General features: G+C 57.1%; 9 protein-coding genes. 4 read left to right on the top strand and 5 right to left on the bottom strand.

Annotation, left to right across the window (positions count from 1 at the left end; translation table 11 throughout):
• The first annotated feature begins 57 nt into the window (after positions 1-57).
• Both SPHS8_RS12180 and SPHS8_RS20635 read left to right on the top strand, forming a co-directional pair.
• The gene (locus tag SPHS8_RS12180) at positions 58-1,557 is read left to right on the top strand and encodes a hypothetical protein (RefSeq protein WP_201515746.1); all 1,500 of its coding nucleotides are present in this window, start codon (positions 58-60) and stop codon (positions 1,555-1,557) included.
• Positions 1,481-1,873 carry a helix-turn-helix transcriptional regulator gene (locus tag SPHS8_RS20635; protein ID WP_201515747.1) on the top strand — a complete coding sequence of 131 codons (393 nt, stop codon included), beginning with the start codon at positions 1,481-1,483 and terminating at the stop codon, positions 1,871-1,873. Before SPHS8_RS12180 ends, SPHS8_RS20635 begins: the two co-directional genes overlap by 77 nt.
• A 57-nt stretch (positions 1,874-1,930) precedes the next feature.
• Here the strand turns inward: SPHS8_RS20635 and SPHS8_RS12190 are convergent, their stop codons facing one another.
• The 5 genes from SPHS8_RS12190 to SPHS8_RS12210 are packed head-to-tail and all read right to left on the bottom strand — an operon-like array spanning position 1,931 to position 13,659.
• Positions 1,931-5,233 (bottom strand): DUF499 domain-containing protein, encoded by a 3,303-nt coding sequence (locus SPHS8_RS12190; RefSeq protein WP_201515748.1) that lies wholly within the window; start codon positions 5,231-5,233, stop codon positions 1,931-1,933.
• Between the two features lie 12 nt (positions 5,234-5,245).
• Positions 5,246-8,002 carry a DUF1156 domain-containing protein gene (locus SPHS8_RS12195; RefSeq protein ID WP_236575125.1) on the bottom strand — a complete coding sequence of 919 codons (2,757 nt, stop codon included), beginning with the start codon at positions 8,000-8,002 and terminating at the stop codon, positions 5,246-5,248.
• Positions 7,999-9,270 (bottom strand): hypothetical protein, encoded by a 1,272-nt coding sequence (locus tag SPHS8_RS12200; protein ID WP_201515750.1) that lies wholly within the window; start codon positions 9,268-9,270, stop codon positions 7,999-8,001. Before SPHS8_RS12200 ends, SPHS8_RS12195 begins: the two co-directional genes overlap by 4 nt.
• Complete coding sequence (locus SPHS8_RS12205; protein WP_201515751.1) at positions 9,270-12,773, bottom strand: helicase-related protein; 3,504 nt, start codon at positions 12,771-12,773, stop codon at positions 9,270-9,272. The genes SPHS8_RS12200 and SPHS8_RS12205 overlap by 1 nt, the downstream gene beginning before the upstream one ends.
• Before the next feature lie 22 nt (positions 12,774-12,795).
• Positions 12,796-13,659 (bottom strand): WYL domain-containing protein, encoded by an 864-nt coding sequence (locus tag SPHS8_RS12210; RefSeq protein ID WP_236575126.1) that lies wholly within the window; start codon positions 13,657-13,659, stop codon positions 12,796-12,798.
• 103 nt (positions 13,660-13,762) lie between these two features.
• On the opposite strand from SPHS8_RS12210, the gene SPHS8_RS12215 reads away from it, so the two are divergent.
• Both SPHS8_RS12215 and SPHS8_RS12220 read left to right on the top strand, forming a co-directional pair.
• Positions 13,763-13,999, top strand: a complete 237-nt coding sequence (locus SPHS8_RS12215; protein WP_201515753.1) for a DUF2188 domain-containing protein — start codon at positions 13,763-13,765, stop codon at positions 13,997-13,999.
• Positions 14,000-14,001: 2 nt separating this feature from the next.
• Positions 14,002-15,009, top strand: coding sequence for a CBASS cGAMP-activated phospholipase (locus tag SPHS8_RS12220; RefSeq protein WP_236575127.1), 1,008 nt, complete (start codon positions 14,002-14,004; stop codon positions 15,007-15,009).
• Positions 15,010-15,012 lie beyond the last annotated feature (3 nt).

Raw genomic sequence — 15,012 nt, forward strand, 5'->3', positions numbered from 1 at the left:
CAGACCTTTAGGGTCTTCCTCCACGGGGTTGGATCCAATCCACCGGAGCAAAAATAAATGTTCGAAGATCTTTCAGATTTTTTCCCGCGCGGCTTTGGAAGCGGACCGGTGGACATGGAGATGATCCGCGCGTTGGCTAGGGACGTCGTGCTGCGGGTCCAGACGCATGGGATGGACCGACAAGAGTATCTAGCTCGCCTGTTCACAGAAACGGATCTCGCTAGTTTACCCATCGGACACCTGATGGACCATCGCATCCGAATGCCACGCGATCTCGCCCTCAGCCTTGAGGACAAAAGCGAAGACCACATTATAAATGTTTTGAACCACATGCTATGTGCCTGCCCTCATGCGGAGGGCCGGGACCTTGTTGCTAAAGCTTTGAAGATTCAGCTGCCGGAATTGGCATCAAATCTTATCAAGATTCGTAAAAAAGATCCGCTGCTATTTGTCGATATAATTAGCGGGAATTTAGAAGACGCTCTAAATTCAATCGCAATTTCGGCCTTGGCTGGAAAACATCTGGTCCATGCGACCTCATGCACTGCGGACCTGTTGGTGCTTTATTCGATGTTCGAAATGCAACTTATCGCAGCACGAGCCGTGGCGTTGGACGCTGGCAAATTTATGCCTTTCGGCTACACTGACGTGACGGAACGTGCTGCGTTTGACCTCGTGTTCAACATCGTCAATGCGTATATCTATCGGTTTGAGCAAAATAGACGAAAAATTAACGAGCTTCCAATGCTTCGGGGGCAACCTCCCGTGCTCGCTCAAAGTTTCGATGAAAGCTTTGCGAAACAAACTGCAAGTTCTCTAGGTATTTCCGAGATCGATCACGACGAGAGCTTCGGTCATATCAGCAAAGAGATATACGACTTTTTCGTCGAGATGAAAGAATACCTTGTCCAAGTGAAAGCCGATCCATCTTTTAAGGCTTCCCCGAAACATGGAAGCGATAGATTTAAAAGTACAGCTGCATCTACCTATTTTTTTGGTGTAAGCGCGGGCATTCAACTCGCCTTTGCCGCTCACCGGTTAATTAACTTATCGAGAAGAAAAAGAGATCTGACATCGATCAATGCAAATCGACGCGAGATCGCCTTTCAAGCATGGCTAACAGCGGATCTCCCCGCCAAGAGGCAGAAGGACGCCACCGCAATTCTCTTCGTTATTAGAACACTGATCCTGAAGGATGAGCAAGCCGGTACAGGATTTAGCTCGAACGGAGATGCTCTCGCTCTGTTAAAACAAATGGAATCGCATGAGAAAGATGGCAACGTGGCCGGCATATCCCTGCTAAAGGATGCAAAGCGAGATTACCCGATGAAAAGTGCGATTAGTCGAGGCACTGTGCCGCTCGCCGACACGATAGGCATGGTGGGAGTGCAAGAGCTGGATTTGTTGCCTGACTACCGCTTGGGATTAAATTTGCCATCATCTACCGCGAAGTGCGCCATGGCCGAGCCTAAGGTTAGGCATGACCAACGCCCGCGCAATAAATACTCAATCGTCCGCCGCTCGCGCAGCAATCCGCGCGCACCGAGCCGGTTCTGACGACGTAGCGGAGTTGGTGTTGAGCTTGGCACAGGCACTTAGCCATCTTCCCGCCAAAGAGCGGCAATGCCTCATCTCCGCTATCCTTCCCATATGCGTGTCATACGGGAGGTCGTCGGGGCCGGAGGCCCCGACGAGCAGATCCACTTCGGCTTTCCTACGGATTCCTGAAGTAATGCGCCGGACTGGGTTAAAAAGGTCAACATTATACAATAAAATAGCCGCCGGAACATTCCCGGCACAAATTCATATCTCATCGAACTGCGCAGGCTGGAGAGAGGAAGAAGTAAGTGAATGGTGTTCTAATCCAATTTGATGTACCAAATTTAATATAGTCTCTGCCCTCTTTACGCAAAAAATCCCTCTTCGTACGTTACTCTATTGACATTTCAATGAATCCCAGTGTGTTGGTGTTCTCGATTAGTGTCCTGACCTTCGCTCGATCGAGACCTGCCGGAACATCTGCCTCGATGTCCAACCGCAGCGTCACCGCGCTGCCGGGCAAGGTCGTGAGTTGCTCCACGATTGCTTCTACAATCTGATGGATGTCTCTGGCAGGACGATCGGCGGAGATCATGACGGCACCGGTGAAACGCGTCGGCACCTTTTCCGCTGGTGGCGGTTCAGGCGGACCTCCTGCCGAAGTCTCACCGGGACCTGGCACCGCTTCTCCTGGGCTAGCGCCGGTTTCACCTCCGCCCGATGTTGGCTGAGTAACTGCCGGTCGGTGTGCCTCCGCAACATCTGACTTGATGATCACGCTGTCGCCGTCGATTACAACGGCTGCGTGGGCTCCTCGCTCGATTGCCAAGCCAAGATACGTGTCTGACTTCTCATCCCAGCGCTCGGCGTAGGCAAACGGGCCAGGCAGCATGCCAGTAACCGCCGCTTGAACGGCTTTGATCAATACCTCCTGATTCTTCAGGCGTGGCAAGTAGATGTAGCGGTTGAGATATTCCCGCAGGTCTTTCAGACTAAGATGCGGTTTGCCACTCCAAATGTATTTCTGGAGATCTCGATCCAAGCGCGTCGGCCCGAGTTCGGTGAGCAATCCTTCATCTGCGACGAGCTTCTTGCTCACCCGTGCCAGCAATCCATCCTGGGCAGGAATCTTTCCGGAAACCCACTCTACGTCAGCCTGCGCGCTTTCCTGAGAAGGATAGTGCAGGTAGCACCACGCTTCCTTCAGGCGCGTCTTCATCGTTTCTTTCGCTTCGGCCAGCTTCGCCTCAGCAAGCTTTTGGTCACTGGGGCGCAGTTCCAGACGTTCCTTGTCCCGAACAATCTCTCCCCACGCCAGAACTGAGCGCACCGCGTCTTTCAAATGGTCGAGCTGGCGAGCATCAGCCGCGATGAAAACGAGCATGTTGCGGTAGACACGAGGCGTGCTGCCCCGTTGCAGAACGATGTCCTTTGCCTCGTTGAGCGCCTCGGAGCCGTCCCGGCCATGGTGGGGGTGAGCAACCCCCAGGACAACGGCACGCACACCGCCCGCTTCGTCAGGCACCTCTGCCGACGTAGTGGGGGCTACTTGCACTGCATCGAAATGGCCACGATCGGCTAAGCCATTCACGTATTTGCCCAGCTCAGCATCGATGGTCACATCGACCAGCGCGGCTTCGATCTGTCCTGCTTTGTCGGCCGCAATCCGATTGAGGCTCGCTGACATCGAATACCAATACCGACCGAGGTCGGCATGCATGAACTTCGCCTGGTTGGTCAGACGGCGTAACGCGTCGCTGAAGATCGCGGGGCGCTCGCCGGGCTGCACGACGCCAAGGTTGATCTGTTTGTCATCAAGGCCCGTATTCTGCTGCTGGTGGGTCGGCGCCGTCCCCATGAAGATAGCGCGGGCCACACGGCGCGTCGCTGAATAGCGATTGAGATTGGGGGCCGACTGATCGACCTTGTAGGGCGTCGAGGCCGTGCCATCGACATCGCCGGCGATGATCGATTGCCAGCTGACGTCGAGGTAATGCAGCAGCTCCGGCTCAACGCGGGGCGAACTAACTGCAACGCTGCCCGGCATGATCATGACCGAAGGGTCGCCGTTCATCCAAAGCTCGTGAATGGCTTGCGCCATCAATCGCAGCACGCCGCGCGTCCGCTGGAATTTTTCGAGCGAACCCCAACTGGTATAGAGCTGGTCGAACAGTTCCGGGTGGATCGGGTAGGCCTTTTCCAGCTTCCGCCGGTAGTCTTCGTCAGCGCAGCCTTGCGGGAAGTCATCGGCATTTTCGCGATACAGCTTGGCAAACTGCTTCAGCGTGTTGTCGCGATGGTGGAACTTGTCGCCCGGGATTTCCTTGAAAAGCCGTCGGCGAACAATCTCGTAGCTCTCTTCCTGGCTCGCGGGACGCCATGACGATTCCACGCGGCTGAACGTCTGCTTGAGGCGGGCGAGAGCTTCCTGCCCACCTTCGCCGCCGACTTCGATCTGCGATGCAGGCAGCGACGCAACCAGTAAGGTGCCAGGGCTGGCCTTCACCGCCTCTGTCAGGGACTGAACGAACGAAAGGTTCGCGTCGAACGACCCTGAGGGCAGCCCCTCGACCTTGTAGACCTGGCGGAGGTAAGCGACCCATTCGTCAATCAGGATGAGGCACGGCGCAAACTTCTTGAAGATCGCTTCAAGCAGGTGGGAGCCGGGCGCGATACCGTTGGCGTCATTTTCGGCGATCATGTCGAAGGCTTCGGCACCGCCGAGTTGCCATGCCAGTTCGCCCCAGGTCGTGCGGATCTTGCGGCCACCTTCTGCGTTCAAAACGTCCTGAGGCCCGCGCGATGTGCCGACGAGAACGGCACGGTTGATGCTATTTGGGACGCTCAGGCCATGCTGTTCCAACAATTGGTCGAGACCCGAGAGGTCCTGCGTCGGCGTAGGGCCGGCCATATGGTAGAGGGCCAGCATCGAGTGGGTCTTGCCGCCACCGAAGTTGGTCTGGAGTTCGACGACGGGATCGCCACCGCTGCCGGACAGCCGCTTGGCGGCTCCGACCAGCAGCGCACTAAGACCCTCAGTCAGGTAGGTGCGGCTGAAAAACTGGCGCGGATCGCGATATTCCGGCGGCGCGCTGCCTGAATGAACCTTGGCGAGGTCGGCCGCGAATTCCGCCTGCTGGAACTCACCGGTAGCAACGTCCTGATGAGGCTCGACCACGTCGCGCCATGGCAGCAGGCCCGCCACGGTCTCGACCGAGATTTCCAGACGCTGAGTCTTTCGGCGTTCCTCGTTGCGCTGAAGTTCGGAAAATTTGGTCCTAAGGATGGTGTCACGCATCTTGGACAGTTGCTCTGCCGTCTCGCCCGCGCTGATCGCCTCCATGAGGCGACGCATCGTGTCGAGAGCGCGCTCGGCATCGTCGTATGTGAAGTTCTCGTTGTGGGAGAGCTTGTTCCGGACGTCACCAAGTTCGTTCACCAGTGACCGCTCGGCACGGCCGAGGACCGTCTTGAACGCTTCGCCCCAGAAGCGGTCCATCGCGTTGAACAAGGCGGCCTGATCCCAACCGACCTCGCCGCTGCTGTTGGGCCGCAGGCTTGGTAGCTTCTCAAGAACTTGGACCTGCCAATGGCCCTTAAGCGAGTTTTCCAGCCGCTTTTCAACAAAGGGGATGAGCGCCGCCGGGAGCAGCTCCATGCCTTCAAACACGTATTGGCGGGTACTTTTTGCCACGTCCTATACCCCTCAAATATCCATGCGGATCTGGCGATCCCCGCGCGTGTCGTGGACTGCCGCAGCCTGCCGCGTCAGTTCAGTCCAGTCCGCGATCAACGCATTGTATGCCGTCGCCTCCTTCGCATCCTTCCGCTTGTTCGCGCTGATGTCATACAGGCAGTACGCAAGATCCTTCACTGCCTCTGCCTGGGAACCAATCTTCTTGAGCAATACCGCTGATTCATGGGAAATGCCGTCACTCTCATGAATTTTCACCAAATGCTGGAGGCACTCCCAAACTGTTAAATGAGTGTCACTCTCGGGCGTCCAATCATCGCTCAGCTCTTCACGGGTCAGGATGCGCACTTTTCCTGCAGAACTTTCAACAATTCCCGCATGCCTTACACTATCAACTGAAATTCCTCGGGCAGTGGCAATGCTATTGGCAGCTCCATATTCCCCCTTACCCATGCCGTGCTGCTCGAACCATGTGATAGCGAATCGCGTATCAGAGTCGAATTCGCCTTGAATTCCACCAAGGTATTCGTCGAGTTCCCGATTGATAAGTTGCAAGCCGGTTTTTACAGTCATCGGGCTGTCGTCAGACTCGAGAACTGCACGATTTCGGGAAAAAATGGCCATGCCTGGTCCAATCGCAGATTGCGGCATATCAGCCGGAGCAATGTTCGCTGCTTGCAATTCGGCAATGGCTGATGGCAATTCCTTCTTGAGAGATCTAATAAATTCATTTCTGGTAATTGTCTCTGCCGCTTCATTCCTACGCCGGCACACCAAGACAACGGAGCTTGCGAGAGCATTTGACCCAATAGCCCGCAGTCTAGAACTGGATTCGGTGCGGACCGGCCATGTTCTATCAACAGTTAAACCGCTCTCGATGATGGCCGACAGGAACGTCGCCCAGCCAGTTGAGGATAGGCCTTCCACCTCTATTTCAGACTGTTTGAATGCATAATAAATAGTTATTGGAAAGTTATTATTTACCTGCGCTCCAAAGTTAGAGATTGTTTCCCTCATTCGATTGAGAAAATGAATCTCAGCATTTTCCTTTGAACCAAATCGAAATTGATTTGCAACAATCTCATCTCCTTTTGGAACCAATACTGTGCCAAAAAGATCAGGAACAAACTTTTTCAGATTCCTCTTCATCCATATATAGAAAAAATCTGACAAGTTAGAATACGGAACATTATCATAATATGGAGGATCTGTGGAAATAACTACATTTTTCGGATATTGAACAAGTCGTGCATCCGCTTGCATTATGCTGCCGACACCTGATGCGGGAAGGGTTTCCACGCATTTAGCCTGATATTTGATGATCCCGGGCATACCGCCAACGACATCTTCTAAAATATTCGCTTCACCGTAATCCCAAACCATGGGAATGGCGTGCCTGCTAAAAAGATACATAATCTTTTCGTTTCCAGGACGCCATCCAGTCAGGACGTTGTTGAAATCCAACGCTCGATCTAATGCAAATGACAATAGTATCGCCAGAGCTCTTGTATATTCATTGGCATCCAAACCTTGTCGATTTTCCTTGCCGATATCATCTTCTACGATCTTGAGAACATCTCTTATCGACTCCGAAAATTCCAGAAGTGAATGGGCCTGGCGCGCGCTAAATAGGTCGGAGAAGTCATCCATTCCGTAGACAACACAGTTCGTGCACCCGGGCCAATGATCGATAGTTCCTGAGGGGAAATCTTCCATCGCGGGGGCATTGGGGACCGCAGATAGCTCGTCTGTCGGGGAAAGATACAATTTACCCCCGCTCCGTTCGACCGCAACTGCGACGAGGGTTTGACCTAGTCGCCCCGCCTTAGCCTGTTCTCGAATGTATGAGAGCGGCATCGCTGCGCCAGAGACCAAGCAACGGCCGCCCTGGCGTCCCACCGTTCCCTCTGGGGGTTCGCCTTTGTCTCCAAAAGCTTCCGCGCGGATTTCGAACCGAAATTTGCCACCTTCTATTATGGGTTCAACCCATGCCTTTCGCCCTTTGACGTTAGAAAGCTGAAATGAACGAATTAATGGGACCTGCAAGCCACCAAGGGCAGGATCCGGACTAGGGATCGTGCGTGCCCATAGCCAAGCTACGGCTTTTCCGCTGCCGCCACCGAACTTCTGAGGCAACCTAACTTCCGGATACAAGTGCCCGACTTTTTCGCGGACTATGTCGCACCACACCTCGCCGTAGTGCCTGAAATCCTCAGATAGCCCTTGCAGCCCTTTGTAAAACGCCCGATCCTTTGGTCCAGAATGTACGGGCGCGTTCCCTGAAAATTGCGGAAGGACCTCAATCATGGCCTTCCCAATCATAACTGCGACTGGGTTGAGATCAGAGCCGAATGCTGGAAGTCCTAAACGTTGCGCTTCTAACGGAATTGAGCCCCCTCCTGCAAAGGGGTCATAGATTGGAGGTAGGTCACCCCCGCAGCTCCGCGCGATCTCAGACGTAGCTTTCGCCAGGATCTCTTCATTATTTGAATTTTCCCATTTCACGAGATCTTCAATAATTGAGAAAAGGCGCTCACGCTCTGTCTCTTGATCTTCGTGTGTAGGGAACAGGTCTGGATGGCTAGAGGGATCGTCCACTAGCTGTGCGAACAAAACACCTCGACAAGCCGCAAGTGGCCGTCGTGCCCACCAAAGGTGAATTCCCCTTGGATGCGGCCCGATGCCAGGAAGTTTTTCGTATGATGATGCAATATTGATCGCTTCCAGCGGAATAGCGACCTCGATCAGTTTCTTTTTTTGGGTCGTCACAATTCCACCTCTATCCATTCAAAGTCAGGGATCGGCTTTTTTGCCCGAGTTTGCCGCAGCTCACCGAGCAACGATCCGTCAGAGAAAATGCTGCCATAGAATGCACCGCCCGCCGTTTCGATCGGCGCGTCGCTCATTTCGTTCGGCTTTAACTCCATCAAGCCAGACGTTTTTGATGCAATTTGAGTGGTGCCGAGAGTCCGAAGTACCGCCAGATCGAGACCAATCAGTTCGACTCTGATGCCCCGCCATAACCATCCAAAGGGAATGAACGGCCAATCCTGAAGGTCATCCCAGAACTCGCGGGTAGAAAGGTCAGCTTCCTTGGGCGAAACGGAGGCAATGCTAACCGCAAACTTGCGCCCGCCGAGCGTAATTACCGGGACCAAACGTCTCTGTGTTTCTCCAGCGTTGGCTCGCACACGAATTGATGCATCCTCAAAGCCCATGATTGAGAGCCAAGATGCATCGTTCGCCCTCCGCACTGCATCACGCGGAAATTCGACAGGGTTTTCAGGTGACTCTGGCTCCGGATCAACAAACGCAATGACGGGCGTTTCGTCAGAGGTACACCCCGACTCGTGCAAGAACGTGCCAATCGCGAAACTCTTGATCGGCTGTGGGGTCAATCGCTTATCCCACCCATCTAGCTGGTCGAGACCATCCTTCAGCGCGCCCTTGATGTTGGGCTTGGTGTCAACCGGAGCAAAACCGCCTTTTGATTCTGCCAGCACCCATTCATTCTTGCTATTTTCAGCAATGAAATCTGGAGCTTTTTCCTTACCCGCTGGCCAAGCCCTATTTTGTAAGACCGCCCGCTGCTTCCATTCCGTTTCGAAGCGGCCAACGTATGCGTAGCCTTTTTCCTCGAGGAATAGCAGTGCCATCCCTTGGGCCACGCGCCCTGCCAACCCAGAACCCGTAAAGTCGGCATAAAAATTCGCCATGCCACCGTTCAGTGAGAATTCGTTCACTCCCCAGTCGAACAAATGGCCATTCTCGAGGAGAAACCCGCTCGCACCAGCCCAAAGCATTGGTGCCGAAGGCCAACGCAAACAGTCGGCCTTCTTGATCGCATGAGCCAAACGCCAAGCACTGAACGCGACATTCCCAGACGCGGCCGGGAAGGGGCGAATGTGGCCGCGATGCTTTTGGACCTTTGCCTTCTCAATTTCGTGAATTGGTAGGCTGCTACGACCGTTAAACGCTCTGAGAACTTGCTTCGGCAACGCAACCCAAGGGCCAAGTCTCGAAAGGGGATGTGCCATCAACTTGGCTCCTTTGAATGTTCAAGGAGACGTGGCAGATGAAATTGAACAGCGGTTTCCAGGAAGGAAGGCTCGCGGTCGAGCAGAGGGCCGCGCACGTAGCGTGGCGCATGCGCAAAGCCGCCGTTGACCGCGACGACCGCCAGGATGAACTTCTCCGGCTCGTGCAGCGAGGTGATGATCTCCTGCCGCGTAATCATCACCGAATCTGCGCCATCAATCCGGCCCTTCACTTCAATGAAGCGCAGGTGGCCGGTGTCCTGATCATGCGAGGCGATGTCATAGCCGATCTTCTGAGTCGACACATCGACCGGGCTGTTCCCTAGCGCTCGCTCTGCCGCCATGACCGCTTCCATCGCCGCAAGCTCGACGGCCCGGCGCGCCACGGGATCTTCGGCAAAACGGTTCGGCATCGCTGGAGCCCGCCGCTCGTCCAGCAGGCCGCGCGGTATCACCACCATGCCGCCACGGACCCGCGGCGGTTGCGAGGAAATGAACCGCTCTTTTTCAAGCTGATCCATCCGGCGCTTCTGGCGCTCCGCAAGGTCCTCTGCCCGGCGCTGGGCATTCTGCCAGCTGAGTCGGGTCTTCTTGCCCGCTTTCTCCTCTTCCTTGAGTTCGAAAGCGCGCGAATCCCAGAAGTTGATTTCCTTCTTGAGACGGGCGCGGACCTCGCTCTCGACCTTGTCAATCTCGGGGATTCGCCGCGCCTTGACCTCCGCGACATGACCCTGCGCCAACTCGACCGTGGCGAACCGAATGGCGACCTTCTCCAGCTCGGTCGTCAGCCAGTCCTCGTCGAGAAGATCGCGCACGGCGTCGATCTCTTCCGGGTTGGCCGGGCGGAGATTGAGGTGGGGAGCAATGCCCGCGTTGACGGCGTGACCTGTCTTGTCGATCGCCGCGAACTGAAGTCGCTGCGAAATCACATGCGGCTTGCCAAGGCTGGTCATGCGACCGTCCTGGATGCTGTGTTCCAGCAGGAAGATAGCGGACAGCGTATCACCGGCATCGGTATCATCGACCAAGATCGCGCCCTGCCGCATGATCTGGTCATACTGCTCGCGGATCAGGCTGATCACCGCCTCCAGCAACGGATGCCCGGGGCAGACAAACGCAGCCACCGGCTGCTGGTTGATCTTGCTCTTCTCGAAACAGATTCGCTCATACTGCTTCTGAACCGGTGCGGCCGTGCCAATCTGACGATCCCGTTCCCGGATGCGTACAGGAACATGGGTGATCTCCCAGCGCCCTTCCTCACGGCGCTTGATGCGACCGCCCAGGTGCTGGAAGGCCTCAACGAAGAAGCTCTGGATGTGGTGCGGCTGAAGGCGCATTGCTTCGGCCCGCTCCATGTCGAGGCGCAGTTCCTCAACCTTGGCTTCAGGCATCGTGTCGTTGGTGAGCGCCCGGCGGCGAAGCAGTTCGAGCAAGTGCCCTTGATCGACCGCACCATCAACCTGCTGGAACAGGCGCGCCTTGACCTCCTCCTGCTCGCCATACTGGATCGCCTGGAACAACAAGTCCTTGAGCGCCGTGCCCTCGAACAGCTCACCCAGCACGTCATAGACGCGGCCGCCGAGCGCCTCGCGCGCAGCTTCCAGCTTCTCAAGCAGGCGCGCATAGACCTCGCCTTCGCGCGTGTCGGCAGCAACGAGGTTCCACAGGTGACAAACTTCAGTCTGGCCGATGCGGTGGATACGACCGAACCGCTGCTCGATCTTGTTTGGGTTCCACGGCAGGTCATAGTTGACCATCAGATGGCCGCGCTGAAGGTTCACGCCTTCGCCGGCAGCATCGTTGGCGATTAGGACCAGCATGTCCTTGTCCTGCATGAAGCGCTCAACGACCTTGCGACGTTCCTCGCGGGACACGCCGCCGTGGATGACGTCCACGGCCTCGGGATTGCCGAGACGGGCGCGCACCTTGTCCAGCAGGTAGTGAAGCGTGTCCTTCGGTTCGGTGAAAATGATGAGTTTTCGGCGATTGCCGGCCCCATCGATCATCAGATCGTCGTCGAGAATTTGATTCAGCTGCGACCACTTGGTGTCGACGCCTGAGCGCAGCACGCTGAGCGCCATCGTCTCGAGTCCCTTGAGCGTCTCGACCTCGAGCGCCAACTGCTCGACCGTCTCCGCAGTCGTCGCTCCGGTTGAGATCAGATCTTCAAGCTCGTCGATCTCCTCCTGCCCATATTCCTCGATATCACGGAGCATGTCCGCGTTGATCTTCGGCTCCTCGATCCCGACGCGCCGCCCCTTCGAGGCAAGCCGGACTTCGGCCAGTTCGTTTTCCAGTCGCTCGCGGCGGCGTTTCAGGGACTGGTAGATCGCAGCCGGTGACGAAGCGAGGCGGCGTTGGAGGATCTGCAAGGCGAAGCCGACATTGTTCCGCTTCTTGCCATCCCCTTCGGCGAAGCGCTGCACCCGGTTCATCTCGGTGCGCACATATTCGGTCACAGCGGTATAGAGGGCGGCCTCGCCCTCCGATAGCTGGTACTTCACCGTCCGTGCCCGCCGCTCAGGGAAGAGCGGTCGCCCATCGAACTTGAGCAGCTCTTCCTTGGTCAGGCGCCGCATCATGTCGGCGGTGTCGGCATAGTGGACGCCGTCGCGGAACCGGCCCTCGAACCGGTCGCCGTCGAGCAGCGCCATGAACAGCTGAAAGTCCTCTTCCTTACCGTTATGCGGCGTTGCCGACATGAGCAGCAGGTGACGGGCGGCCTGCCCGAGCTTCTGCCCGACCTGGTAGCGCCGGGTATATTTGACCTCGCCGCCGAAATAGGTGGCCGACATGCGATGGGCTTCGTCGCAGATGATGAGGTCCCATTCGCGGGCGCTCATGAGCTTGTCTTGAAGCTCTTCGTTGCGCGCCAGGACATCGAGGCGAACGATCAGTCGATCACGGTCGCTGAACGGATTTCCCGACCGGGAATTCTCGATCATGTCGCGGCTGAGAATGTCGAACTCGAGATTGAACTTCTGGCCAAGCTCATCCTGCCACTGTTCGACTAGGCTGCCCGGGGCAACCACAAGGCAGCGCTCAAGATCACTGCGCGCGATCAGTTCCTTGATCAGCAGACCGGCCATGATGGTCTTGCCGGCGCCGGGATCGTCCGCCAGCAGGAAGCGCAGAGGCTGGCGGGGCAACATCTCGCCATAAACCGCCGAAATCTGATGCGGCAACGGATCGACCAAGCTGGTGTGGATGGCGAGATAGGGATCGAAGTAGTGGGCCAGTTTGATGCGGTTGGCCTCGGTCACAAGGCGCAACAGTTCGCCGTCGGCATCGAACGACCAAGGCCGCCCGTCCTGCTCTACTTCGAGGCGATGTTCATCGTCGCGATAGAGAACCGCCTCGGCCACCGTGCCGTTGTGATCGCGGTAGACGACATTGATCGCCTGATCGCCAATCCAGTCCACGGACAGAACCTGCGCCGACTGCGTCGAGGCGATACCTCGCACAGATGCGCCGTTCTTGATGTCCTCAAGCCTCGCCCCCATTACTTGTCAAATCCCCATACCGTCACAGGCGCAACTCCGCTTTCTCAAGCGCAGCCTCCGTTTCTTTGCGGTTTATCGTAACAATATGCTGAGTGCGAGCACTCTGCTTGGCTGCATCCCCGAGCAGCCCCAGCCGCTTGAGCACGTAGAACAGCATCGCATAGCGAACGCTTAGGACGCCGTTGCCGTGGTCCAGTCCATAATCCTTCGCCACGACCTTTTTCTGGCTGTCGGTCAGGTCAGGGTGCGGTCCGATCTGGACATCGAAATAGTTGTTCCAGAGCCAGTCCTCTTCGCCAGTGGCACCCGGCTTGTCCTTCCCGCGAACCTCGAGAATGCGCGGCAAGAGGAAGTCCTTGAACTTGTGTTCGAGGTGGCAAAACCCTCGAACGTGCCAGCGAAAGCCGTCATGGCCGAACGCATGCGGGGTAATGCGCCGCCACGTGGGCTCCGGCCGCGCAGCGTTCATGGACTGGTAGAAGACTTCGATCGAGGCACCCTCCCGCACCGCGTCGAGCACCTTGCGCAGGACCTCCATGTCGATGTCGCGCTTGGGCGTCAGGGCCACATCCGCGCTCGGCAAATTGGCAATCCACGATTCGTGTGACGGAACCGCGCCTTCAGCCACCGAGCGCAGCTGCGAGAGGTAGACGTAAGGGTCAGGATTCAGAAACCGCAGCATGAACTTGTCAGCGGCAACGTACCGCTTGCCGCGCTTGTCGTACTCCATGTTTCCGGGCGCACGCTCCTGGTAGAGGGCGAGGTCTTTCGACGCCTGCGGAACCGACACGGCGAAATATTCCACGATGTCGGCACGGTTGATCGCCCCCTCCCAGAACAGGCGGAACTCAATAAACTCAAGCCTTTGCTCGATTCCCCAGCGCACCCAATCGCCCTTTATGAGTGTAGAAACTATACGTACTTGACAAACGTCACGTATAGTTTCTACACTCATGGTGTTAGTGAGTCAACGCCGAAAGGGGTCTCCCATGGCCGATCGATACGTTACCAAGCATCCGCGGGGCTGGGCCGTTCAGGCACCAGGCGGCGAACGCGCAAGCAGCGTTCATACCACCCAGAAGGCTGCCGAACAGGCCGCCAAGCAAACGGTGCGCAACCTCGGCGGCGGCGAGGTCCGCATCCAAGGGCGCGATGGCCGCTGGCGCGACTCGGACACCGTGGCCCCGGGCAACGATCCGTGCCCGTCCAAGGACAAGAAGCACTGAGCATGGCCAGCCAGCCGATCATGACCGTGCCCGAGGATAGGCCCGTGAAGCGGATACTGACCATCGATGGTGGCGGTATCCGTGGCACGTTCCCGGCCGCGTTCCTCGCGAACCTCGAACAGGACCTTGGCGAGCCCATGGGCCGCTATTTCGACCTGATCTCCGGCACCTCGACCGGCGGCATCATCGCGATTGGCCTCGCGCTCGGCATGCGCGCTTCCGACATCCTCAAGCTCTACGAAGAGCAAGGGCCGGCGATATTCGCGCAAACTCGCACCGGCATTGCTGGCTGGATAGATCGCCGTGTGCGGACCGGGCGCTGGCTGTTCTGGGGACCAAAATACAGCACGCAGCCCTTGCGCGATGCGCTTCATGGCGTGCTGGGGGATCGCAAGCTTGGCGAAGCCCAGACCCGGCTCGTCATCCCGGCGTGGCATCCCCAGACCCAGGGCGTCTACATCTTCAAGACCGCGCACCATCCGCGCCTGCGGACCGACTACAAGGAACTGGCCATCGATGCGGCCTTGGCCACGGCGGCGGCTCCCACGTATTTCGCCCAGCACGTGACGGCCAATGACGTCGGGCTCGCCGATGGCGGAATGTGGGCGAACAACCCGACCGGCATCGCGGTGGTGGAGGCGGTGGCGACGCTGGGTTGGTCAGCTGACGAAATCCGCGTCCTGAGCATCGGCTGCCTCGACGACATCAAGCTTGTTCGCGAGGCCTATGGTGCCGCGCGCCTCGCTCCGCAGATGGCCAGTCTGTTCATGGCCGGCCAATCTCACGGATCGCTTGGCATTGCACAGATTCTGACCGGCGACCCCCATGATCGCAAGGCGATCTACCGGGTCTCCCAGCCAGTGCCCGACGGCTTCTATTCGCTCGACGACACCAGCCGCATCCGCAGCCTGAAGGACCGCGCCTTCGCCGAGGCCCGCATTCAGAAGCCCATTCTCCATCCGCAATTCTTCGGCGCGCCGGCCGAGGAATTCGTGCCGCACTACAGGTGACAC

The sequence above is a fragment of the Sphingobium sp. S6 genome, assembly GCF_905120495.1.
GTDB classification, from domain to species: Bacteria; Pseudomonadota; Alphaproteobacteria; order Sphingomonadales; family Sphingomonadaceae; genus Sphingobium; species Sphingobium agri.